At 65.1% G+C, this 22,282-nt stretch carries 29 protein-coding genes; 11 read left to right on the forward strand and 18 right to left on the reverse strand.

Going from position 1 to position 22,282, the window contains the following annotated elements:
• The first annotated feature begins 20 nt into the window (after window positions 1-20).
• Window positions 21-755 (forward strand): hypothetical protein, encoded by a 735-nt coding sequence (locus B4393_RS13920; RefSeq protein ID WP_078334612.1) that lies wholly within the window; start codon window positions 21-23, stop codon window positions 753-755.
• Here B4393_RS13920 and B4393_RS13925 read toward each other — a convergent pair.
• Window positions 730-1,821 (reverse strand): alanine/ornithine racemase family PLP-dependent enzyme, encoded by a 1,092-nt coding sequence (locus B4393_RS13925; RefSeq protein WP_078334613.1) that lies wholly within the window; start codon window positions 1,819-1,821, stop codon window positions 730-732. The genes B4393_RS13920 and B4393_RS13925 overlap by 26 nt on opposite strands.
• Window positions 1,818-3,017 (reverse strand): DUF1611 domain-containing protein, encoded by a 1,200-nt coding sequence (locus B4393_RS13930; protein ID WP_204985572.1) that lies wholly within the window; start codon window positions 3,015-3,017, stop codon window positions 1,818-1,820. The genes B4393_RS13925 and B4393_RS13930 overlap by 4 nt, the downstream gene beginning before the upstream one ends.
• A 282-nt stretch (window positions 3,018-3,299) precedes the next feature.
• Here B4393_RS13930 and B4393_RS13935 point away from each other — a divergent pair, with 282 nt between their 5' ends.
• Window positions 3,300-4,355: a DUF4192 domain-containing protein gene (locus B4393_RS13935; protein ID WP_078334615.1), complete on the forward strand. Its 1,056-nt coding sequence runs from the start codon at window positions 3,300-3,302 to the stop codon at window positions 4,353-4,355.
• On the opposite strand, the gene B4393_RS13940 is transcribed toward B4393_RS13935, so the two are convergent.
• The 3 genes from B4393_RS13940 to B4393_RS13950 form a co-directional block, all read right to left on the reverse strand.
• Window positions 4,336-5,022, reverse strand: a complete 687-nt coding sequence (locus tag B4393_RS13940) for a metal-dependent transcriptional regulator (RefSeq protein ID WP_070939378.1) — start codon at window positions 5,020-5,022, stop codon at window positions 4,336-4,338. The two genes, B4393_RS13935 and B4393_RS13940, sit on opposite strands and share 20 nt — an antisense overlap.
• A gap of 101 nt (window positions 5,023-5,123) precedes the next feature.
• On the reverse strand, window positions 5,124-6,095 hold the full coding sequence (locus tag B4393_RS13945) for a sigma-70 family RNA polymerase sigma factor (RefSeq protein WP_043077981.1): 972 nt from the start codon (window positions 6,093-6,095) through the stop codon (window positions 5,124-5,126).
• Window positions 6,096-6,242: 147 nt separating this feature from the next.
• Window positions 6,243-6,635 (reverse strand): DUF3099 domain-containing protein, encoded by a 393-nt coding sequence (locus B4393_RS13950; protein WP_070939380.1) that lies wholly within the window; start codon window positions 6,633-6,635, stop codon window positions 6,243-6,245.
• Window positions 6,636-6,660: 25 nt separating this feature from the next.
• Here B4393_RS13950 and B4393_RS13955 point away from each other — a divergent pair, with 25 nt between their 5' ends.
• The gene (locus tag B4393_RS13955; RefSeq protein WP_070939381.1) at window positions 6,661-6,894 is read left to right on the forward strand and encodes a DUF3039 domain-containing protein; all 234 of its coding nucleotides are present in this window, start codon (window positions 6,661-6,663) and stop codon (window positions 6,892-6,894) included.
• Here B4393_RS13955 and B4393_RS13960 read toward each other — a convergent pair.
• Together B4393_RS13960 and B4393_RS13965 are read right to left on the reverse strand one after the other, a co-directional pair.
• The gene (locus B4393_RS13960) at window positions 6,891-7,892 is read right to left on the reverse strand and encodes a YihY/virulence factor BrkB family protein (RefSeq protein ID WP_078334616.1); all 1,002 of its coding nucleotides are present in this window, start codon (window positions 7,890-7,892) and stop codon (window positions 6,891-6,893) included. The two genes, B4393_RS13955 and B4393_RS13960, sit on opposite strands and share 4 nt — an antisense overlap.
• Before the next feature lie 62 nt (window positions 7,893-7,954).
• Complete coding sequence (locus B4393_RS13965; protein ID WP_070939383.1) at window positions 7,955-8,149, reverse strand: DUF7455 domain-containing protein; 195 nt, start codon at window positions 8,147-8,149, stop codon at window positions 7,955-7,957.
• 206 nt (window positions 8,150-8,355) lie between these two features.
• On the opposite strand from B4393_RS13965, the gene B4393_RS13970 reads away from it, so the two are divergent.
• The 4 genes from B4393_RS13970 to B4393_RS27210 all read left to right on the forward strand — a co-directional run bounded on the left by B4393_RS13970 (window position 8,356) and on the right by B4393_RS27210 (window position 10,280).
• Complete coding sequence (locus tag B4393_RS13970) at window positions 8,356-8,733, forward strand: DUF952 domain-containing protein (RefSeq protein WP_078334617.1); 378 nt, start codon at window positions 8,356-8,358, stop codon at window positions 8,731-8,733.
• Between the two features lie 62 nt (window positions 8,734-8,795).
• Window positions 8,796-9,692 (forward strand): multinuclear nonheme iron-dependent oxidase, encoded by an 897-nt coding sequence (locus tag B4393_RS13975; protein ID WP_078334618.1) that lies wholly within the window; start codon window positions 8,796-8,798, stop codon window positions 9,690-9,692.
• Entirely contained in the window at window positions 9,685-10,113 is a 429-nt protein-coding gene (locus B4393_RS13980) for a hypothetical protein (RefSeq protein WP_078334619.1), read from the forward strand. The genes B4393_RS13975 and B4393_RS13980 overlap by 8 nt, the downstream gene beginning before the upstream one ends.
• Window positions 10,113-10,280, forward strand: coding sequence for a hypothetical protein (locus B4393_RS27210; protein ID WP_109558288.1), 168 nt, complete (start codon window positions 10,113-10,115; stop codon window positions 10,278-10,280). Before B4393_RS13980 ends, B4393_RS27210 begins: the two co-directional genes overlap by 1 nt.
• Here B4393_RS27210 and B4393_RS13985 read toward each other — a convergent pair.
• The 3 genes from B4393_RS13985 to B4393_RS13995 are packed head-to-tail and all read right to left on the reverse strand — an operon-like array spanning window position 10,277 to window position 12,133.
• Window positions 10,277-10,939 carry a sterol desaturase family protein gene (locus B4393_RS13985; RefSeq protein ID WP_078334620.1) on the reverse strand — a complete coding sequence of 221 codons (663 nt, stop codon included), beginning with the start codon at window positions 10,937-10,939 and terminating at the stop codon, window positions 10,277-10,279. The genes B4393_RS27210 and B4393_RS13985 overlap by 4 nt on opposite strands.
• Window positions 10,936-11,688 (reverse strand): FadR/GntR family transcriptional regulator, encoded by a 753-nt coding sequence (locus B4393_RS13990; RefSeq protein WP_078334621.1) that lies wholly within the window; start codon window positions 11,686-11,688, stop codon window positions 10,936-10,938. Before B4393_RS13990 ends, B4393_RS13985 begins: the two co-directional genes overlap by 4 nt.
• 58 nt (window positions 11,689-11,746) lie before the next feature.
• Entirely contained in the window at window positions 11,747-12,133 is a 387-nt protein-coding gene (locus tag B4393_RS13995) for a RidA family protein (protein ID WP_078334622.1), read from the reverse strand.
• A 56-nt stretch (window positions 12,134-12,189) separates the two neighbouring features.
• Between B4393_RS13995 and B4393_RS14000 the strand changes: the two genes are divergently transcribed.
• A complete protein-coding gene (locus tag B4393_RS14000) occupies window positions 12,190-13,020 on the forward strand; it encodes an LLM class F420-dependent oxidoreductase (protein ID WP_078334623.1) in 831 nt (276 codons plus the stop codon).
• Between the two features lie 10 nt (window positions 13,021-13,030).
• On the opposite strand, the gene B4393_RS14005 is transcribed toward B4393_RS14000, so the two are convergent.
• From B4393_RS14005 to B4393_RS14020, 4 genes are all read right to left on the reverse strand, one after another.
• A complete protein-coding gene (locus tag B4393_RS14005; RefSeq protein WP_078334624.1) occupies window positions 13,031-13,696 on the reverse strand; it encodes a VOC family protein in 666 nt (221 codons plus the stop codon).
• A 34-nt stretch (window positions 13,697-13,730) separates the two neighbouring features.
• A complete protein-coding gene (locus tag B4393_RS14010; protein WP_078334625.1) occupies window positions 13,731-15,107 on the reverse strand; it encodes an FAD-containing oxidoreductase in 1,377 nt (458 codons plus the stop codon).
• Window positions 15,104-15,586, reverse strand: a complete 483-nt coding sequence (locus B4393_RS14015) for a DUF4126 domain-containing protein (RefSeq protein WP_078334626.1) — start codon at window positions 15,584-15,586, stop codon at window positions 15,104-15,106. Before B4393_RS14015 ends, B4393_RS14010 begins: the two co-directional genes overlap by 4 nt.
• 75 nt (window positions 15,587-15,661) lie before the next feature.
• A complete protein-coding gene (locus B4393_RS14020) occupies window positions 15,662-16,219 on the reverse strand; it encodes a methylated-DNA--[protein]-cysteine S-methyltransferase (RefSeq protein WP_165758465.1) in 558 nt (185 codons plus the stop codon).
• Window positions 16,220-16,244: 25 nt separating this feature from the next.
• Between B4393_RS14020 and B4393_RS14025 the strand changes: the two genes are divergently transcribed.
• Complete coding sequence (locus tag B4393_RS14025) at window positions 16,245-17,201, forward strand: hypothetical protein (protein WP_078334628.1); 957 nt, start codon at window positions 16,245-16,247, stop codon at window positions 17,199-17,201.
• Window positions 17,202-17,242: 41 nt separating this feature from the next.
• Here B4393_RS14025 and B4393_RS14030 read toward each other — a convergent pair whose 3' ends face one another.
• A complete protein-coding gene (locus B4393_RS14030; RefSeq protein WP_078334706.1) occupies window positions 17,243-18,700 on the reverse strand; it encodes an RNA polymerase sigma factor in 1,458 nt (485 codons plus the stop codon).
• A gap of 91 nt (window positions 18,701-18,791) precedes the next feature.
• Window positions 18,792-19,595 (reverse strand): polyphosphate--glucose phosphotransferase, encoded by an 804-nt coding sequence (ppgK, locus tag B4393_RS14035; protein WP_078334629.1) that lies wholly within the window; start codon window positions 19,593-19,595, stop codon window positions 18,792-18,794.
• Between the two features lie 138 nt (window positions 19,596-19,733).
• Between ppgK and B4393_RS14040 the strand changes: the two genes are divergently transcribed.
• Window positions 19,734-20,597, forward strand: coding sequence for an inositol monophosphatase family protein (locus tag B4393_RS14040; protein ID WP_078334630.1), 864 nt, complete (start codon window positions 19,734-19,736; stop codon window positions 20,595-20,597).
• On the opposite strand, the gene cei is transcribed toward B4393_RS14040, so the two are convergent.
• The gene (gene cei, locus B4393_RS14045) at window positions 20,594-21,241 is read right to left on the reverse strand and encodes an envelope integrity protein Cei (RefSeq protein ID WP_078334707.1); all 648 of its coding nucleotides are present in this window, start codon (window positions 21,239-21,241) and stop codon (window positions 20,594-20,596) included. The genes B4393_RS14040 and cei overlap by 4 nt on opposite strands.
• Before the next feature lie 201 nt (window positions 21,242-21,442).
• On the opposite strand from cei, the gene B4393_RS14050 reads away from it, so the two are divergent.
• Window positions 21,443-21,745 carry a DUF4193 domain-containing protein gene (locus B4393_RS14050; protein ID WP_005057245.1) on the forward strand — a complete coding sequence of 101 codons (303 nt, stop codon included), beginning with the start codon at window positions 21,443-21,445 and terminating at the stop codon, window positions 21,743-21,745.
• Between the two features lie 19 nt (window positions 21,746-21,764).
• Here B4393_RS14050 and B4393_RS14055 read toward each other — a convergent pair whose 3' ends face one another.
• Window positions 21,765-22,277 carry a DUF3093 domain-containing protein gene (locus B4393_RS14055; RefSeq protein WP_191986963.1) on the reverse strand — a complete coding sequence of 171 codons (513 nt, stop codon included), beginning with the start codon at window positions 22,275-22,277 and terminating at the stop codon, window positions 21,765-21,767.
• Between the last annotated feature and the right edge of the window lie 5 nt (window positions 22,278-22,282).

Consider the following 22,282-nt stretch of genomic DNA (forward strand, 5'->3'; position numbering starts at 1 on the left):
CGGTGTGCCGATGGCAGCATGTGACCGTGACGGCATCGCGGCTGGTAGCGACGATGGTTGTGGCTGGATGCTGCGCGCTCACCGCTGCGGCGTGCACGCGTGCGGTCGACGGGTTGGCCGTGGAGCCATCGGGCGCCGCCTCGTCCCCGCTGCCGACCACCGCGACCGCAGCGCGGGCACCGGCGGGCCCGGTGGGCCCGCTGCTGCTGGCGCCGGCGGATTTCCCGCACCAATATCCCGCCACCACGCTGGATCCGGATGCGGCCGGTGTGGCGCTGCGCGATATTCGCGGTGTCCCCGATGCGGCCGCGGTCGCCCCAACGACCTGCGCGCCGGCGCCTCTTCCGGCGGTGCCCCAGGACGCGGCGGTGGCGGTGGGCGCCAACGAGTCCGACAACTCGACCATCACGGTCGCGGTGCTGCGCGTTCCGCAGCCGCTTGCCGCGTACAAGTCTCAGCTGGAGCGGTGCACCTCGTTCACCTTCAGTGGTCCGGATCAGATCCAAAGCACCGTGACGGTGTCGGAGGCAGTGGCTCCGCCCATCAACGCCGATGATTCGGTCGCGATCAATCAAACGGTGGCACCCGCGGCGAAGGGTAGCGGCACGCAGACGACCATGTCGCTCATCGCGCAGATCGCCGATATACGAATCCAGGCCACCTACATGACATTTCAGGGTATCGAGCCCGACGCGGTGCTACTGGATCAGGCCTTCACGGCCGCAGTGCTCAAGGTGCACGACAGCGTCCGCTGATCGCTGACTGCCGGTGCTCGATCTTGGTGACGAACGGCGACGTCATCGCCCGCACGAGCGTGCCGTAGCCGACACCGAAGTCGATCTCGTCGCCGACCGCGATGGAGTGATCACCGAGGTCGACGACCAGGTGGTCGCTGCTCGTCCCGAGGATCGTGATGCCCTCGGGTGGCTGCAGGCCATCGGGGTCCACATCCTGGCGGCCGAGGGCCAGGATTGCTTGGTGCACAGTCGCGCTGCCGGTGCGGACCGGTGCCTCGCCGAAGGCCGCCTGAGCACGATCTCCCCAGGGTTGGGCCGGTTTCATCGCGACCTCGATGACCTCGGCGCTCAAGATGAAGGCGTCCGTGTGAAGGCCGGGGATCGGTGTCCGGTACAGCGGGTCGACACCGAGAAGGATGGCTTCGCCGAGGCGGAGTTCGTCGATCCGGCCGACGTCGTCGGTGTGCAGCGCCCAGTTCAGGTTCGCCGAGTTGCCGCCTGAGACGAGGTCGAGCGAGATCCCGTGCAGCGACTCGATGTCGTTCGCGAGCCCCGTGAGGATGCCCATGTTCCGGTCGTCGGGCACGACACCGCTCTGGCACGCGAGGTTGGCGCCGAGCCCGGCAAGCCGCAGCGAAGAGTGGCCGAGAACGGCCCGCACCGCCTCGGGGGCGTCGCCCAGTGCGATGCCCTCGCGCAGGTCACCTAGCTCGATCATGAGTACAACGGCATGTATCCGTTTCTGCCGGGATGCGGCCTGATCGAGCGCCGCCAGCACGACGGCCTCGGTATTCAGACTGATGTCGGCGACGTCAACGATGCGCGTCACCTGGCTGAGCATGGGCGAGCGGATCAACGTGCGTAGCGGCAATCGGTCGAGGTCGGCCAGTCGTGCGAGGTTCGGTATCCGGGAATCGCCGAGGCCACGGGCGCCGCCGCGCAGCATTGCCGCGCCCACTCCCGGCGAACCCAACACGGCCTTGGTGATGCCGGTGACCCTGATGCCGGCCCCGGCAAGCCGGTCAACCAGTATCCGCGTGTTCTGCTCGACCTTGTCCAGATCGGTCTCGAGCCGGAGCGTCACACCCGGGTCGTCGTGTCGGCCTTCCCCGCGCGCTTCCTCTCGAGCTTTCCCGCAAGCACCGGGAAGGCCGCCAACACCATGTCGACCAGATCCGATGAGGGGCGTGTCAGCGGGTCTGTGACCGGGAGTCCGAGCTCCGAATGATGTTCGGAGATAGCATCTTTCAGCTCTTCGTCGGTCATTTCCTCATGATTGATCGTGACCCCGATGACGCGGGTGTCGGCGAACGCCTCGATCAGTGCGATCTCGCTGGCCGCGGTGGGCATCGTCACCATCGGGAAGTCGCCGAGCACCTTGCGCTTGGGCGCGTGCTGGACGATCACGCCGGCCGGACGGCTGCCACGCAGGATGTGAGCCGATGTGATGTACGCGGGGTGGCTGAGCGCGCCCTGGCCCTCGACCACGATTACGTCAGGATCCTCGCCTTCGAACGCGGCGACGACTTGGTGCTCGACCTCACCCGAGCAGAACTGGGGGACCAGCGCGTCCAGCGCGACGCCGTACTTCCCGCCCTGGATCAGGGTGGTCTGACCGGTGCCGACCATGACCGCCTTGATGCCGCGCGCATTGAGGGCCTGAACTAGCAAGGTGGCGGTGGTGCGCTTCCCGATCGCCCCGTCCGTACCCAGGATCGCGATCCTGGGGCAGGTGACGTCGAAGATCCTGCCGGAGAACAGATGCAGGTCGCGCTTGGCCTTCGGCTGGCGTACATCGGTGATGGTGACGCCGGCGATCACGGCTGCCGCCACGAACTCGGCATCGTCGTTGAGGAACTCGTGCAGGCCGTTGATGATGTGCATCCCGCGGGCGATGCCGTCGAGCAGTACGAGCCGCTGCGCATTCGACAGCAGTCCGTCGGCGGGGGCCAGCCCACAGATCAGGTAGTCCGGTACCTGACCGGCGTGGGCGATGGACTCGGCGAGCGAAGCCAGCACCGGGATGCCGTTCGCCGTGTCGTCGAGGAATTGCCCGGCGTCGACTCCGGCCCGCAGGCTGTCGATGACGCTGAGGATCTCGTACTTCTCCGAGTGCCGGACCAGGCCGTTGGCGGTCTTGCCGTCCTGCTCGCCGAATTGGCCTTCGCAGTAGACGATTGCGGTGGAACCGGCAGGCATCGGCAGGGGAGCTGCCGGAAGGTTCCCTTCGCTCCGTTCGGACGCATGAAGAAAGGGAGTACCGCTTGCGAGTGAAGACATGGGATCCTCTGAGAAGTCTCAGAGAAGGCGACGGGATCGAGGCGGGGCGGTAAGCCCAACGTCCAACGAGTGGTCTGCCCTGAGGGTCGGCAAGATTACCGACACCTTGATGGTACCCGACCTGCGGTGACCGTCCCGCTTCCGGGCCTGCCCAGCACCGCTGACGCACTGCCATGGGTGCGTTGTCCACAGTTTCGTCCATATCCACAGATCCCCGGAGGCGCTGTCACGACGTGAGGTCGCCGTCGGCGCGATGACGGCCCTCGCTGTCACTGTCCGGCCATGACATCACTGATTCCCGGGACCCCCGGCTTCCGACTGAACCGACCCGCCGCCCTCATCGCCGCCCTTCCGGCGATGCTGGGCTTCATTCCCGAAGATTCCCTCGTGGTGGTCACGCTCGCCGATGGGTTGGTTGAGGCGATACTGCGCAGGGATCTGCATGACCTGGACGATCCTGAGCACGCGGCTTTCGAGGCGTTGGGGGAGGTGCTCGGCCCAGGGCCGGCCGACGCAGTGATCGCCGTGGTCATCAGTGCGGTCCTGGACGATCTGGAGGCCGGCGGCATCATCCGTCGGCTCGCTAAACATCTTAATTGCCGGGGTATTTCGCTGACCGCCGGCCATGTGGTGGACCGGGTTGGCCCCGATGGATGGTGGCGGTGCTATGACGGATGCGGTGCCGGTGGGCCCGTCGATGATCCGCAGTGTTCGCCGCTGACAGCGGCCGCGGTGTTGGCGGGCAGGACAGTGCATCGGCGCCGAGAAGACCTCGTGGCATTGATTGCGCCCACCGACACTCGCCGCACCGCCGCCCTGGCTGAGGCACTGCGGCGCCCATTGCCGGTGCAGCGTGACGATGCGGCGGCGGACCGGCGTGCCGTGAATCGGATCGTGCGGGCGGCGTGCCAGGTGGCCGAATTCCGGCCACTCTCGAATCGAGAGATGCTCGCCATCGCGCGTTCCCTGACCGTCCTGCGTGTTCGAGACACGGTGTGCGCGTTGGCTGCCGGCGTGTTGGCCGCAGATGTGGAGCGGCTTTGGTTGGCGCTGAGTCGGCTATTGCCCGCACCCTGGCGCGCCGAGCCGCTGGTGCTACTGGGTTTTAGCGCATACACGCGCGGCGACGGACCGCTGGCGGGTGTTTCTCTGGATGCGGCGCTCGCGGCTCAGCCAGAGCATCGACTGGGGCAGCTGCTGCTATCGGCGCTGCATTCCGGGATGCGGCCCGCGGAGATCAGCACCCTGGCCGACACGGGATTCCGGCTCGGCCACGAGTTGGGAATCAGCCTGCCGCCCAGAGAGATTCGGCGGGTGGTTAGACCTTTTCGACCATGACGGCATGAGCCATCTCGTGCGGCAGCTCGACGCTCTCGTGACCGGGGATGATGATGATCACGCCGTCGGGGGAGGGCTCCACGGTGACGCGTGCGTTCGGCACGACACCGGCGTCCTTCAGACGGGACAGCAGGCCGGTATCGGCTTGCACGTGCTCGGCGAGCCTGCGCACAACCACGGCGACCTGAGGGCCCGACGGGATGTCGGTGAGTCGTACCGCGCTGGCACTCTCGGACCGGTCGGCAGGCACACCGAGTTCGGAGAGCCCGGGAATAGGATTGCCGAACGGTGAGGTGGTCGGGTTGTTGAGCACCGTGAGCAATCGACGCTCGACGTCTTCGCTCATCACGTGTTCCCAACGGCATGCCTCGGCGTGCACGTCCTCCCACGGCAGCCCGATGATGTCCACCAGCAGGCACTCGGCCAAACGGTGCTTACGCATCACGGAGACCGCAAGCGCACGCCCCTTGTCGGTGAGCTCGAGGTGGCGGTCACCGGCGACGTTCAGCAGGCCGTCGCGCTCCATACGGGCCACCGTCTGACTGACCGTCGGGCCGCTCTGCTCGAGCCTTTCGGCGATGCGGGCCCGCAGCGGCACCACGCCCTCTTCTTCGAGGTCGTAGATCGTTCGCAGATACATCTCAGTCGTATCGACAAGATCGTTCACTACTCGCCCCTTACGGTCGTGCTCAGTCTACCGATCTACAACGCAATTCGGGGCGCTGCGCTTCCATAACGCAGCGCCCCGAGGGCAGGGTAGTAGGTCACCTAGCTCGCGTACGAACGCAGGCGCTCCGCGCGGTCACCGTGGCGCAGCTTCGTCATGACTTCGCGTTCGATCTGGCGCACCCGCTCGCGGGACAGCCCGAACAGCTTGCCGATCTGATCCAGCGTGCGTGCCTGCCCGTCATCGAGCCCGTAGCGCAGCCGAATGACCTGCTGTTCGCGCTCGTCCAACGTGGCCAGCACGCTGCGCACATCCGAGTGCAGCAGCTCGGCGATGACGGCGTTTTCCGCCGACATGGCCTCGGTGTCCTCGATGAAGTCACCCAGCGGTGCTTCCTCATCGGTCCCGACCGGCATGTCCAGGCTCACCGGATCCCGGCTGTGGTCCAACAGGTCGCCGATCTTTTCCACCGGAATGCCGGACTCCTCGGCCAGTTCCTCGTCGCTGGCTTCACGGCCGAGCCGCTGGTGCAGTTCACGCTTGATGCGCGCCAGCTTGTTCACCTGCTCCACCAGGTGCACAGGCAGGCGGATGGTGCGGCTCTGATCGGCCATGCCACGGGTGATGGCCTGACGAATCCACCAGGTGGCGTAGGTCGAGAACTTGAAGCCCTTGGCGTAATCGAACTTCTCCATGGCGCGGATCAAACCCAGGTTGCCTTCCTGGATGAGGTCCAGCAGCGGCATCCCGCGGCCGGTGTAGCGCTTGGCGAGCGAGACGACCAGACGCAGGTTGGCCTCCAGCAGGTGGCTGCGCGCCGCGTTGCCCTCGCGCACAATCACCGCCAGATCCTTCTTGCGGGCCTCGCCGAGGCGTTTCTTGGTGTCGAGAAGGTGCTGGGCGTACAGCCCCGCCTCAATCCGTTTGGCCAGCTCGACTTCGTCCTCCGCGGTGAGCAGAGCAGTCTTGCCGATACCGTTCAAATACACCCTGACGAGGTCGGCGGCTGGACTCTGAGCGTCCAGGTCTTCGGACTCGGTGGTGCGGGCCGGACGGGTCGTGGCGTTTGCCATCGCTGCCTCCTAGTTGATCCGTAAGTCTCATGTGTTGCAACGCCCGGTCGGCCCAGAAAGTTCCTGAGGTTCCCAAACGTCGCTGTCATTGACCTGCGGATTTGTCGTCGGCAGCTGAGAATGTCCTGAGAATTGACATAGCTGTCCCTAAGACGGGCCGGCGGAGTCCTCTGGCGGGGTGTGCGGTAGCGGTGGAGAAGCGGGATCAATCGCTCTGCGCTCTGCGGTGGGGAAAAGCGCATGATGCTGGGTCTGAGGTCCGTAGCGGCGTGGCTCCTCGGCCTTCCGGGGAGGCCGGTCGTTGGCGATCAGCACCGCCATCCACGGCAGTGGGATGGAGGCGGCCAGAATGGCCAGCGATATCCACCCGTTGTGCCACACGCTGTAGGCCCAGCCGGCGCCGATGAGCGCCGGGAACCGGAACGCCATCAACGTCAGATAACGGCGTACCCGAGCGCGATGCTGGTCCTCCACGGAGACGGAGGCCGCGGTGATGAGTACGGGTCGGCCGTCGTCATCGAACGACAGCTCTTTTCTCATATGTCCAGGATGTCACAATGGAGGTATGGACACGCAGACGATCGAGCGTCCCGACACCACCGTCGACGAGAGCACCGATAGCGATACGCCGAAGGTCTTCCACTACGTCAAGAAGGACAAGATCGTGGAGAGCGCGGTCATGGGAAACCATGTGATCGCCCTGTGCGGTGAGGTCTTCCCGGTAACTCGCTCGGCCAAGCCCGGTTCGCCGGTCTGCCCCGACTGCAAGCGCATCTACGAAATGATGAAGAGGGACTAGCAGCCCTCGGGGGAGTCGGCCGATGATGCCTCGCCATCATCGGCTTCCTTGCCATTCAGGCCATTCAGGCCATTCAGGTCATTCTGGCCATTGTTGGGGCTCAGCCATTCCCGCAGCTGCCGGGCGTGTGTTGCCCCGGCCGGCCAATTCTCCTCGATCGCCGCATTGAGTTCGGCGCCCAACACGATCGCGAATCCGAGCATGAACGCGAACAGCAGGAACGCGATCGGGGTGGCCAACGCACCGTAGGTGTATCCGGTCCCGGTGATCCAGTTCAGGTAGAACCGCAGCCCCAGACTGGCGATCACGAAGAATGTCACGGCGAGCAGCGCGCCGATCCACAGTCGGTGTGAAGGCAGCGGTCGGGGTAGGGATACCCGGTACAGCAGCGTCACCAGGGCCACCAGTGCGATGCCCAGCAGCGGGAAGTAGCCGTATCGCAGTACTGCGTTCCACGAGTCGGGTACCACCCCGGCGATCCGCTTGGGTCCCAGCGCGATCACCGGCAAGGTCACGACGGCCATGGCCAACGCGGCGACATACAGCCCCAGTGCAAAGAACCGCTGACGAACGGGGTGGCGCAGCGGTGTCTGGTCATGTGCCTCCACCACGGAGTCCACAAAACTCGATATCGCCGACGACCCCGCCCACAGCGAGATGACGAACCCGATCGACACCACCTCGCCACGCCCGTCGCGCATGATGTCGACGATTGTGGGCTCGATGATCTCGGTGACCACACTCTTGCTGAACACGCTGTTGGCCACCCGCAGGATGCGCTCCTGAATCTCGGGCAGCGTGTCCGGACCGAACAGCGGCCCGACAAACGTCAAGCTACCCAAGATGCCCAACAGCAGTGGCGGTAGTGACAGCACCTGCCAAAAGGCGGCTTGGGCCGACTGCGCGAAAATAGAGTCGTCCCAACTCTTTACGGCAGTCCGCCGCATCACATGCAAGACGTCCCGACCGATCGAGACATGGCGCGGCTTCTCACTCATGGCCACACCAGCATTCCTGATGGGATGGTCAGTGGTGGCTACTGGGGGTGAAACCGCGGTGACTAATCCTCGAGCGGGCCGCTGATGTACAGCACGGCGGACATCGCGGACAGCTTCTCGGAGTGCTCGTTGGCGTGGTGCTGACAAAAGAGCAGCTCGGCTCCCGACGGAAGCGTGGCGCGGACTCGGGCAGCCGCTCCGCAACGATCGCAGCGGTCAGCCTTGGTCAGCTCTGGACTGGTCAGAGTTGCGTTCATGGCTCCTCCGTATCTCTTCCGGAGCTTTGCGGTCCGGTGAACCGCTCGGCGCTTCCGTTTGTACCTGATATGTACATTGTCAGACGTTTGGGGGGTTTCGGTTGTTCCCCATGTGTGTTCGGTGTGTCGCGGCTCACGTCCGGTGCGTGACCGGGCTGGAGCGGGCCGATGGGCCACCTGTGGGACGAGGATCAGATACTGGTGTGATGCAGTCGATGCCGCCCGACGAAGCCGAACTTGTTCACATCTGCACGGCGCAGGAGTGGGCCTCCGCGCGTGCGCGAGGGGAGCATCGGCCCAGTTCACTGGCTGAAACCGGATTTGTTCACCTCTCCGCGCCGTATCAGGTTCACCTGCCCGCCAACCGCTTGTATCGCGGAAGGTGTGATCTGGTCGTATTGTCTGTTGCCCTGAATCTGCTTGACTCTCCGGTACGTTGGGAACCAGGCGTGCCCAGCGACCCTGAATCGATGCTTTTTCCTCATCTGTACGGACCGCTGCCGACCGCCGCAGTTACTTCTGTGGCGAATTTCCGGCCGGGACCGGATGGCTTTTTTAAGCCGCTGGCACCTAGCACTTCCTAAGCTATCAACGTGGTAGCTAGACTGGCCTAGTTCGTCGGTCTTGAGATAAGGGGGTAACCGCGGTGGCCTCTTCAAATCACCCGCTTACGACCGTGCTGGCCGACGAGCCCGCGGTCGGCGCCTCCTGGCGGCCTGAGCTTGCTGCGATGTTCAGCCAGGGCGCCATCACCGACGATTCGCTCAACCTCTCGTTCACCGAGATCGTCGCCGAGAACTTCCGCCCCGGGCAGCTGCCTCTCGAACTGACGCGCCTGCGCGAGGCGGGCACCGTTGTGGTGCCACACGGTGTGTCATTGGGTCTTGCGGGAGCCGACCTGCCGGACGCCAAGCGCGTCAAGCACCTGGCTGCCCTGGCCGCCGAGCTGAACGCCCCCATGGTCAGCGAGCATGTGGCTTTCGTGCGGGCCGGTTTTGAGAACGGGCGGCACAGTGGTGTGCTCGAGGCCGGGCACCTGATCGCTCCGCCGCGCACCACATTGGCTCTCGATGTGCTGGTGGACAACGTGTCCCGGGTGCAAGACGACCTCGGTGTGCCGTTGGCGCTGGAGAATGTGGCCACGACCCTGCAGTGGCCCGAGAATGAGCTCAGCGAGCCCGACTACCTGCGTGAACTGTCGCGACGCACCGACTGCTGGCTGGTGCTCGATATTGCCAACCTGTACGCGACGGCCGTGGCCTCGGGCACCGATCCGATTGCGCTGCTGCGTCGTTTCCCCGTCGAGCGCGTCGCGTACGTGCACATCGCCGGTGGCCGCTTGGAGGGTGACCTGTACTGGGATACCCATGCCGACACCATCATCGACCCGGTGGCAGATCTGCTGACCGAACTGGTGGTGCTCACCTCCGGGCACGGCCTGGGCGTGCTGATCGAGCGTGACGGGTCGATCGACGAAGCCAGCGTGAGTGCCGACCTTTCGGTTGTCCGCCAGGCGATCAAGGCGGGTGTTGTTCATGCTTGACAACCGCGAGATGCTGCGGCGTCGCCAGTTGTCGGTGCTCTCGGATCTGTTGGCGGGCAAGGCCCCATCCGGTTTTGATGAGTACACGGCGCTGGCAGCGGGTGGGCAGCTGCGGGTCAAGCGACGTTACGACATCGCCAGGGCGGTGCCGTGGCTGGCGCAAACACCCAACTGGGAGTACGAATTCGAGCAGTACGCGCTGCTGCATTCGATGCAGTGCTGTGTGTTGTGCGATGCCAAGGAATTCCGCCACTATTCCTATGAACTGCCGCGTCTGCGCGACTGGGTGATGGATCGCGAAGTCTCCGAGGGACTTCGCCATATCGCCCTGGTGCGCCGCGGCGGCCGTCGGGAACTTCAGATCGCATTCGGAAAGAAGCTACGTTACTTCGCATTACGGCCGGAGCGAGCCGAGGCGTGATGACCGCCGTCATCGTCATTGCGACGGTGATCGTGCTGTTGATCGTTGGGTTGGGCTTCTTCGTAGTCACAAATTCGGGTAGTAGACCGCGCAATCATGATGATGGGCCGGATCATCAACAGACCGGCTATTCCGGCGCCAGCTGCGGTCCCGGTGCGGGAAACTAGCCGGTAATGCTGGGCGCGTGCAGATTTCGCACTGTCGGTGATGATTTGACCTGCTGTGGATCCGGATAGGTTCCGAGTATCCGGTCGGCGGTTCCTGAGCTGGTGACGGTGAACCAGTAGTTCTCGTTCTTGAAGTGGTGGTACCGATGGTTCCGCCAGACTGCGCGGTAGATCGCATGTCGCGGTTTGTAATCGGTGTGGATGAGATAGTGCGTCCACTCATAGAACACCAGGAACAACGCCACGGTGAGGGCGAAGGTTAGCCCAAGCCCGGTGCGCGGGAACGCGAACAGCGCGATCCCGGTCAATCCGGCGATCACCACGATCAGGCTGGGCCATGGAATGAACACCAGTGGAATGTCCCGTGGATCCTGATGATGTAGACGGTGGTCGCGGGCGAGCCGCGAGTCGATTTTCACCGGCCCCAGCGCGCGCGGCCGCCAATGCAGGATCCCGACGTGGATCAGCCATTCGGCTATGGGGGAGATGGCCACGAGCGCGATGGGGATGATGACATCGGCGATTGTCCAGCTGCCCAACATGATTCGCGTGCCCAGCAGCGCGGCGGACCATATCAGGAGCATCCATGGACTGGGGTGTTTGACGAATTCGGCAAGGGCATCACGCAGGGTCATCGGCTTGCGTACGGTGCGGGTCATTGTCGGTTCTCCGATTCCACTGTGGGGCCTTCCGGGAGATCGTGCAGGAGTTTGTCAAAGGCCTTGGTGCCCAACGCGAGCATGGCGGCCGCGGCGGTTTGCGCGGCATCGGGATCGTTGGTCGCGATGGCGTGCGCGAGTGCGCGATAGTGGCCGATATCGCGGACCTCGGCGGCCATGACGTTCACCAGTACATCCAGCGCCCGCACATATGAATCGCGCATGGTGTTGAACACCAATCGGAAGGCAATCGAATCGGCGGTATCGATGACCAGCTCCCAGAATCCGAGCGCCTGCCACATCCGTTGTAGGGGATCGCTTTCCGATTCCAACTCGGAGGTCATCGCGCGCAGCCGTTCGGCCACACCCGGGGTTTGGTCCGACCGTTGTGCGGCCAACCGTGCGACCTGGGGGCCGATGATGGCGCGAGCCTCGATGACGCTGGCCAGTGTGCGGCGGTCTACATCTCCGCCGTATGCGAGTAGTAGCGGCAGCACATCGAAACCGGCGTCGCTGCGGTAATCCCGGATCACCGTCGACCCGCCCTGACGGATGTGAATCAGGCCCGAACGTTCCAGCCGGCCCAGAGCTTCGCGAACGGCGGTGCGCGAGACCCCGAGGGCTTCGGCGAGGGCGCGCTCGCTGGGCAGGGTTTCGCCGGGAGTGCGGTCACCGGTCAGGACCTGTGCCGCCAGCTGGCTGAATATCTCGTCGGGTATCGACTGACGGGCGATCGGCTGCAGTGCCATGCCGCCACCGTAGCACCGGAATTGGTAAGAGGTCTAGTGGTCTGACCAATCTGCCCGACTAGTCGACAATGGCGTCGGCTTCGATCTCCACGAGCAGCGCCGGGTCGATGAGCGCCGACACTTCGACCATCGTGGCCGCCGGGCGGATATCGCCGAAAAACGCGCCGTGGGCCGAACCCACCTCACGCCACCGTCCGATATCGGTGACAAAGATGCGGGTGCGAACGACATCGCGCAACGACGCGCCCGCCTGGCTAAGCGCCGACTCGATGCGGCGCAGCACCTCGCGGGTCTGTTCGGCGATGTCATCGCCTCCGACCGGCGGTTGACCCGGCCGCGCCGCGGTAGTGCCGGCGACGGCGATGTGGCCGCCGACCCGCACCGCGCGCGAGTATCCGACCGTCGCATCCCACTCAGTGCCCGACGAGATCCGCACGCGTTCCATGGCGGCAGCGTAAGTGTCCGGGAATACCGGCGGCGAGCGATTAATTGGACTGCGATGTGACTGATCGCATTCGCATTGGAATCCAGCTCCGGCCCGCCAAGGCACAGAACTACAAGCAGTGGCGAGATGCCGTGCTTCGTGCCGAAGACAAAGGTGCGGATGTCATCTTCGGCTACGACCATTTCCACTGGCCCGCCGGCACCCTGAGCAGCAACGGGGTGGTGCTCGATGAGGTGCAACCCGATGTCAATAACTTCGAGGGCTGGACCGCGCTGGGATCATGGGCCGAGATCACCTCGCGCGTGGAGATCGGGCTGCTCGTCACGGGCGTGGGATATCGCAATCCTGATCTGTTGGCCGATATGGCGCGCACCGTCGATCACATCAGTGACGGGCGGGTGATTCTCGGGGTCGGTGCCGGTTGGTACGAAAGGGACTACACCACCTACGGATACGAGTTCGGAACGGCCGGTTCACGTTTCGACCTGTTTGAGGACAGCCTAGTCCGGATCGAGAAACGATTGGGCCAGCTGTTGCCGCAGCCGGTCCGTCCCATCCCGATCTTGATCGGTGGTGGCGGTGAGAAGCGCACCATTCCGTTGGTGGCCCGGCACGCGCACATCTGGCATGCGTTCGGCGATATCGACACCTACCGGCGCAAGAACGACATTCTGATTGCCGAGGCCGACCGAATCGGCCGCGACCACAACGAGATCGAACGCTCCACCAGCTGGGGACTGGATCCCGCGCGCGGGCTCACCTCGGCGGAGGCGGATGCGTACGTCGAGGTGGGCGCCAGACTGTTCACCGTCGGGATCGACGCCGATAACGACTACGACCTGTCGGTGCTCGACGCGCCGCTGGCCTGGCGCGACTCACGCTCCTGATCGGGCTGAATCACTGCGGTTGAACGAGGTAGTGCTCGCCGATCCGCAGAGAGGTACGCACATCGGCCGTGACGACGGTGGGTGCGGCGGCCGGTGGCACCCGATTCTCCGGGCGCCAGGTGATGTCCGTGGGTACCAGGATGAACAGGCCGTCGTGATCGCCCACCGGGCCGAACCCGGGGCCCGGTTGTCCGAACGGCAGCAGTCCGAGTGTGTCGTGCATCAGGGCCTGTGCGCGCAGCACGTCAGAAACCCCGAAGCCGACTTCACTCAGAGATCGGATATCGCCGACGTCGAAGGGGTGCTCGATCCGATTGTCGAGGATGTTGCGTTCGATGAGTTCGAGCACCGCGTCATCGGGTCCGGCGAAGTAGAGGCTGCGCGCCTGCCAGTTGGGCGCACAGTCGAATTCGTCGTGCCATTGACCGTCGGTCTGCAGGGTCACTCGTTGCGAGAGCCATTGCTTGGCCGGCGTCAGGCTTCCCGCAGGAATGGTGAAGGCGATGTGATGTGCGCCGTGATACGCCGGTCCGGGAACCATCGTCAGTGTGCTTTCGCCGATGTGAACCGTGGCGCTTTCTGCGTCCAGTTCCACTGGTAATTCTAGTGTTTCGGAGTAGAAGCGTGCGGCGCTCGGTACGTCGGTCGCGGTGATCTGCACATCGTGAATCCTCATGCCTCCGAGGCTAGAATCTCACGTGCGCTTGAGGTCAAACGAGCGGCTGAAGCTCACCCAAGACCGTCGGCAGAAACTCCGCCACGGTGGGATGGATATGCACGGTGCGCTGAAGCTGCCGTGCGGGCACGCCGTACTGCATCGTATCGAGCAGGCAGTGCACCACCTCATCGCCGCCCACTCCGAGGATCGTCGCGCCGAGAATGAGATCGGTGTCGGCATCGACCAAAACCTGCATGTAGCCGTCGGTCTCGCCCTTCTCGATGGCGCGGCCCACCTGGCTCATCGGTTTGTGCCCGACAAGCACGGAGCGCCCCGACGCGCGGGCCTGCGTCGCGGTCATACCCACCCGGCCCAGCGGCGGATCGGTGTACAAGGCATAGCAGGGGAGCCTGTCGGTGACCCGGCGCGGATCGTCGTCGAGCAGGTTCGCGGCGACGATCTCGAAGTCGTTGTACGAGGTGTGGGTGAATGCGCCACGGCCGTTGCAGTCTCCCAGCGCCCAGATTCCCGGCGCGGTCGTGCGCAACTGGTCGTCCACCGTGACGTACCCACGGTCATCGGTGGACACCCCGGCGTTCTCCAGGCCCAAGTCGTCGGTATTCGGCCGCCGTCCCACCGCCACCAACACATGAGACCCGACCACCTCGGGTGCACCGTGCGTGCAGTCGACGCCGACGGCGACCCCGCTGTGGTGGCGCGCCAAGTTGATACAGGAGGCGTTGAGGCGGAAGGAGATTCCCTCACGCTCCAGGACCTCCTGAATGATCGCCGACGCTGCCGGATCTTCGCGCTCCACGAGCCGTGGGCCGCGGTGCACCACCGTGACCTGGCTGCCGAACCGGCGGTAGATCTGCGCGAATTCCAGTCCGACATAACTGCCGCCGATCACGACCAGATGTTCCGGGATGTCGTCGTACTCGATCAGTGAGCTGTTGGTGAAGACGGGAACATCGTCGATGCCGGGCCAGTCCGGCACCACCGCGCGGCCGCCGACGTTCAGGAAAATCCTTTCGGCGGAGATGGTTTCATCGCCCACAGCCAATTCGGTGGGGGATGTGAAGCGAGCGTGCTCGTGGTAGATCGTGCAGCCGAGATCCTTGAGCCACTTCTCGCCGCCGTTGCGCGACGGCAGAATCACCGAATCCTTCCGTTCTCTCACCCGGGCCATGTCCATACCTACCGAACCGCCGACGACGACTCCCCAGCGCGCCGCGTCGCGTGCCATGTGGGCGGCATGCGCGCTGGCGACGAGCGCCTTGGTGGGTCGGCAGCCGGTATTGACACAGGTACCGCCGAACAGGTGTCGCTCCACGATCGCCACCGTCATCCCCGCGCCGCGCAAACGGGCGGCCAGCGACGGGCCGGCCTGACCGGCGCCCACGACGACGGCATCGAAGTGAGTGCTCACGCGGCCAGCGCCAGGGTGATCGCCAGGGCCGCAGCGACGGTGACCGCGTCCTCGGTGAGTGCGGCGGGCAGATCCTTACCGAAGGCCCCGGCCAGCTGGCCGCGTGCCCACGCCCCGCCGAGCGTGCCGATGACCGCTCCGGCCGCGCCGAGTACCAGGCCGATGATGAGCCCGGGGCTGGTGCCGTCGGCCAGCGTGCCGAAGACCGCGCCGTAGAACGCGCCCAGCACCACCCGTGCCGCGAACGCGGGCGGTGCCTTGCGGCTCGGTGTCTTGGGCAGTTTGTCGTTGACGATCTCGCCGACCGCCAGCACCGTAGCGACGACGGCCACGATCAGGCTCGCCAGAAACGATGCCCAGGTGCCTTCCACGAGAAGGCATTTGGCGAATGCGGCCCAGCTCAATACGGCCAGTGGAGTCATCGCGCGTAAACCGGCGACGATTCCGATGAGGAGCGCAGCTACATACAGACCTGTCATGGGTTCTCCCGATGCGTAAGCCGGCGATCTTGCTAGAGCTGGGCTAGAGCGTAGACCCGCGATGTGGCTTTCGCTTCAGAACAGGGTGGGGTCGTCGAAACCGGGGGCGTGCTCGAGTCTGAGCAGTTCGCGTTTGGTCATGACACCGCCGTAAGCGGAGAAGCCATGCAGGCTGTGATCGGCGGCGAGCACCCGGTGGCACGGGACGATCAGTGGAATCGGATTGCGCCCCAACGACTGTCCGACGGCCTGCGCGGCACCCGGCGCACCGACGATCGCCGCCACCTCACCGTAGCTGCGGGTCTTACCCGGCCCGATGGCCCGCGTTGCCGTGTACACCTCACGATCGAAATCGGTGGTGCCGGCCAGATCCAGCGGGATCCATTGCAGATCGTCGTCTGCACCGGCGAGCACACGCCGAATACCGTCAATCGCGTCAGATACGAACGGAGGCGGTGCAAGCTTGTCGCCGCCGGGGCGCCGGATCCTGGCCACGGTGGATGCGTCATCGCCCTCCGGAAGCTGAAGTGCCACGACACCCTCGGCGCTCCACGCGATGGCGCAGGTGCCGATCGCGGTGTGGAACAGGCAATGGCCGAGGGTGCTCACCGTGCCGAGTATGCCGTCCGGCACCGACAGGATGGCTAGGCTGGTCGCCATGGTCGGGGCGCGGCATCGTGCCAGGGGTATGGCCGTGGCCGTGGGGCTGCTGGCGGTGGTTGTCGGCTGTACGGGCGCGCCGGACCGCCACGAGCAAGCCGCTCGCCTGGAATCGGCGATCACACAGATGCCCGGCGTGGATTCGGCATCGGTGGCCTACGAAAACGCCTTCACGCGGGGAGCGACGCTGGGCATCGATGTGGCGATGCCGACGGCCACCGCATCACAGATCAGCGACGTGGTCAGCGCCCTCGGACGGTGGAAGGGCCGGGATTTCGACGGGTTCTCCCAATGGACCGATATCACGGTCACACCACATAAGCGGCTGGTCGTCAGGATTGGCGGTGATCCGAATCTGGCCGCGCTGACCACCCAGGTCGACCAGCTCCGGGGCGTGGAGACCGCCTTCCCCGGCGAAACGATCGAGCAGTACTCGGGAATCGACATCACCGATCTGACGATGCCGGTACCTGAGGCGCTGGCCCGGGCGCGCAACGCGGTCGGCGGCGGGCAGGTCGAGGTGGTGCTCAAGCCGAAACAAGCCAGCGGCGAGCCACTCTGGGATGTCGAATTTCCTTTTCCCGCGGACCGCGAGACGGCGATCCGTCAGCAGCTCGACCGGATGCCGGTCGCACTCGACGGTGTCTGGATCGGGAAACAGGGGTACCTGACGCGGTTGACCGCGGACGTCCGCCATCGCGAGAGGGCGTACGAGGACATCGTCGCCACCATCGCGGCGTCGGGTGCCGACAGGGACCGACCCATGAGTCTTCTCTGGGGAGCACAGGACGGACCGCACGGTCAGAACGAGCCGACGTTCCACGGTGAGGTCTCGGTGGGTGCCTGCAGCTACGGACCCAACGACCAGGGCCAACCGGACCCGAAGTACTTCACCCTGGATGCGATCGACCTGCAGAAACGCATCCGGGAGCGATTCGACACCTGCCCGCGCTGATCGTTCGGGAAGGGAGCCGTCCTCGCCAGCGCGGAAGGGGACTAGTCGAGGTAGTCCCGCAGCACCTGCGACCGGCTCGGGTGGCGCAGCTTCGACATGGTCTTGGATTCGATTTGCCGGATGCGCTCACGGGTGACCCCGTACACCTGACCGATTTCGTCGAGGGTGCGCGGCTGGCCGTCGGTGAGACCGAACCGCAGACGCACCACGCCGGCCTCGCGCTCGGAGAGCGTCTCCAGCACCGACTGCAGCTGATCCTGCAACAGGGTGAAGGACACCGCATCCACGGCGACCACGGCTTCACTGTCTTCGATGAAATCGCCGAGCTGCGAATCGCCCTCGTCACCGATGGTCTGGTCCAGCGAGATGGGTTCACGCGCGTACTGCTGGATCTCCAGCACCTTCTCCGGCGTGATGTCCATTTCCTTGGCGAGCTCTTCGGGCGTGGGTTCGCGACCCAGATCCTGGAGCAGCTCGCGCTGGATGCGGCCGAGCTTGTTGATGACCTCGACCATGTGCACCGGGATACGGATGGTGCGGGCCTGGTCGGCCATCGCGCGGGTGATGGCCTGGCGAATCCACCAGGTGGCGTAGGTCGAGAACTTGTAACCCTTTGTGTAGTCAAACTTCTCGACCGCACGGATCAGACCCAGGTTGCCTTCCTGGATGAGGTCCAGGAACGCCATGCCACGGCCGGTGTACCGCTTGGCCAGCGACACCACCAGACGCAGGTTCGCCTCCAGCAGATGGTTCTTCGCGCGGTCTCCGTCACGGCAGATCCAGGACATGTCACGACGCTGAGCGGCGGGAAGCTTTTCGCCCTTCTCGGTCAGCTCGGTGACGATCTGGGTCGCATACAGGCCGGCCTCGATCCGCTTGGCCAGCTCGACTTCCTCTTCGGCGTTGAGCAGCGCCACCTTGCCGATCTGCTTGAGGTAGGCACGCACCGAGTCCGCGGAAGCGGTGAGCTCGGCGTCCTTGCGGGCCTGCCGCAGCGCCTCGGACTCTTCTTCGTCCCAGACGAAATCGCCTGATGCCTTGTCCTTCTCGGAGGGCTCGTCGCTGTCGGCTTCCGCCTCCGGCTCGGGCTCGGCGGCAACCTCGGCCAGGTCGGCCTCGATGTCCGCGTCGTCGGCGAGGTCAACCTCGAGATCCTCACCGGGCTCGATATCGGCGTCTTCGGCACTGCCCTGCGGCTCGAGGGCGGGATCGGTTGCCTTCGCGGCAGCCTTCTTGGCCGGTGCCTTCTTCGCGGGCGCTTTCTTCGCGGGCGCCTTGGCGGTTGCCTTCGCGGGTGCCTTCTTGGCCGGTGCCTTCTTGGCGGGTGCCTTCTTGGCCGGCGCTGCCTTGGCGGCGGTCGTCTTCAAAGGTGTCTCGGGTGTCTCGGCGGTGGCCTGCGTTACCGGAGCTGCTTTCGTGGCTGCCACGTACGCCCTTTCCTGGCTACTTCTTCGACGCGCATGGGCATGCAAAATCGAGAATTTGGCTGTCTGCTTAATGTTCGTCGCTGCGGGGGGAGCACCTGCGTGGCCCTGCGTGCGGCTATCTGAATGCCATTGTAACGACAAGAATGCATAACCTGTGAAAAAGCTAAGGCGAAACGCCAGCGTGTGCGGCCATCGCCGCGCCGACGATCCCCGCGCTGTTCTGCAGAGCAGCCGCCACCACCGGGGTGCGATTGGTCAGCAGCGGCACCCATTTGTCGGCCTTGCGGCTGATGCCGCCGCCCACGATGAACAGGTCGGGCCACAGCGCGTTCTCCACCGCCTCCAGGACCTTGGTGACCTCGGGCGCCCACTGCTTATAGCTCCAATCGTTCTTTTCCTTGACCGATGACGCCGCGCGGTGCTCGGCCTCCATGCCACCGACCTCGATATGCCCGAATTCGGTATTGGGCAACAGGATTCCGTTGTGCAGGACGGCGGACCCGATACCGGTTCCGAAGGTCAGCAGGACGATCACACCCGATTGGTCCTTGCCCGCGCCGTAGCGGTCCTCGGCCAGCCCGGCGGCATCGGCGTCGTTGAGCACGGTGACGGTTTGGCCGCCCAGCTCAGCGCTGATGATGTCGTGGACGTTGACGCCCAGCCACGATTTGTCGACGTTGGCGGCGGTGCGCGCCTCGCCGTGCACGATCACACCGGGATACGTCACGCCGACGGGCCCTGTCCAGGAGAAATCACGGACGACTGTGGCGATGGTCTCTGCGACCGCCTTCGGTGTGGCGGGCTGCGGAGTGGGGTATTTGACCCGCTCGCCGATCATCTCGCCGGTCGTCAGGTCAATGACCGCGCCCTTGATGCCGCTGCCGCCGACGTCGATGCCGAACCCACGCTGCTCGGTATCGCCGGCTGGCGTTGCGGGTGCGGCCGGTCCGGATTCGGTGGCGGTCATCGGCGCTCCTTGGTCCTGGGTCTACGTGGCTGGCGAACGCGGACAGCGAACACAGCCGGAACACACTGAATGCGAGTGACACCCTAGTGCCCACCGGGGCACCGCGCGTGTCGCTCCCGGCTGTGCTGCGATAGGTGTGTGGGAATCGATCCGGGAGCATTACGTTCGGTGGCGGTGCGGCTGGCGTCCGAGGCCGCTGAATTCGTGCGGCATCGTCGCGGCACCGTCGACTGGACGGCGTCCGTGCGTACCAAGAGCTCCGCGACCGATCCGGTGACACTCGTCGATACCGACTGTGAACGGCTGCTGCGCCGGCGGTTGGCCTCCCTGCGACCCGAGGACACGATCCTGGGTGAGGAGGACGGGGAAAGCGGCGGCTCGACTTCGGATGCTCTGCGGGCAGGCGGCGCGCCACAGGTGCGGTGGGTCATCGATCCGATCGACGGAACCGTCAATTTTGTCTATGGAATTCCGGCATACGCGGTGTCTGTGGCCGCTCAGGTGGACGGAGTGTCCGTGGCGGGTGCGGTAGCCGATGTCGTGGCGGATCGTGTCTTCTCGGCGGCCTCAGGCGGCGGTGCGACCGTACGCGAGGCGAATGGGCTGCAGCGGCCATTGACGTGCAATCCCGTTCGCGAAACGAATCTTGCCTTGGTGGCCACCGGCTTTGCGTATTCGACGGTGCGCCGCGAGCGTCAGGCGCAGCTGGTGGCGCAACTATTGCCCCGGGTGCGGGATGTTCGGCGTATCGGATCGGCCGCCCTTGACCTGTGTGGGGTGGCCGAGGGGCGTGTCGATGCCCAGTACGAACACGGCTTGGGGCCGTGGGACTGGGCTGCGGGTGCGCTCATCGCCCGCGAGGCGGGTGCGGTACTGGTGCTGCCCGACGCGAACGCTCGGAGCGCCGACGGCGCTCTCATCGCCGCGATGGCGCCCGGAATTGCCGCCCAGCTCGGTCAGCTGCTGACCGACATCGGCGCGATGGCGCCGATTCCCGGCTAGCAGGTGCTCTGCCGCGCCCGGCTGATCAGATCCGAATTGGCCTGGCTGCCGGGCTTGAGGCTGTTCAGGGCCGAAGTGACCGCGTTACCGGAGGCGAGCTCGGTAAACCCGCTGCCGAGTGCCAGGTCCACGGAGTCATCCGACCGCTTGTCCTCCACGAACTCGACGCACGGAGCCACCAGCGACAACGTCAGCGCGTTGGCATATCCGGATTCTCCGAATCGGATCTGTCCAACGCAGTTCAGGCGGGATCCGCTGGGGTAGAAGGGGTCGTTGTCGGCGGTGGGTGCGGGGAATCCCAGATCGCGCAGCGAGGCGGACACATCACCGGCCTGGCCGGCCTGGCCATTGGCGTTCAGCACACGCAGCTTGACCTCGTTCAGTGTGGCGGGGCTGGTTCCCGCAAGCGCCGAGCGCGAGACCGGCTTACCGATGGTCCCTGACCCGGGATCGGCCTGCTGAGCGGGCGGGTTGCAGGCCGTGGCCTCTTTGACCGGCGCTTCGCGGGTGAGCGCCGACGCCCAGGCGAAAACGGTGACGGCCAGCAACGCGATGCCAAGGATCAGTGCTGGCAAATAGTTCCGGCGGCGGAACGGGCGTCCGTAGCTGTCTACGGAGGTGCCCTCGGTGATGTCTGCGACCACGGATGGCACTCTAGGCCAGCGGACTTCCCGGCGACAGACAGCGAAATAGACGGGGCGTCCACTACCGTGTGATGTAAATCACACAAAGAACCGGCGCGATACGGGCACTAATAGTTTGTGATGTCCGTTTCAGCCTGGTACAAAGCCTTGCTGCGCCTATGCAGAAGCTTGATGACGAGATGTTGATAAGGGGATGGACGCATGGCTACCGACTACGACGCTCCGAGGCGATCCGACGCCGACGATGTGTCAGAGGACTCGTTAGAGGAGCTCAAGGCTCGTCGTAACGAAGCACAGTCGGCGGTGGTCGATGTCGATGAAGCAGAAACCGCCGAATCGTTCGAGCTACCAGGCGCCGACCTGTCCGGCGAGGAACTTTCGGTGCGGGTTATCCCGAAGCAGGCCGACGAGTTCACCTGTTCGAGCTGCTTCCTGGTGCATCACCGCAGCCGCCTGGCCAGTGAGAAGAATGGCCAGTTGATCTGCACCGACTGCGCGGCCTGAGTGCGGAGCTAGTCGAGGACTAGCTCCGTAGGGCCGCCAACACCCGGTCGGGGTGGCGGCTGCTCACCAACCAGTAGGGAGTGGGGTCGTCGGCATCGTCGAGGACCACCAGAACCATCGGGCCGATCCATGCCCGATGCACGACGAAGGCCGCCGGGTCGAGCTGGCGGCCGAGCGCCGCGCTTTTCGCGGTGGCGGGAATCTCCGCGGACTTGGCGATCACGCTGACCGGTAGATGCGCCGACCCGGCGCGCAGCTCGGTGGCGCCATCCGGCCCGGTAGTGACCTCCACGCGGATCCTGCTGAACCACAACAAGACTCCGGCGACGATCGCGAACAGGATCGGGTACGGAACCCAGCCGGGCAGCTGGCGCATGCTCTGATTGATTTCCAGCCCGATCAGCGTCGCCGCACCGAAGCCGGGCAGCGCCCACCACCATGGAACCCACAGCCGCTCGAGATAGCGGATGTTGGTCGTGTTGCTGGGGGAGTCCGTCACGCGGCCAAGGGTAGTCTGGGCGATCGTGCCCACACCTA

Origin of the sequence: Mycobacteroides franklinii (genome assembly GCF_002013895.1) — a bacterium.
GTDB lineage: Bacteria > Actinomycetota > Actinomycetes > Mycobacteriales > Mycobacteriaceae > Mycobacterium > Mycobacterium franklinii.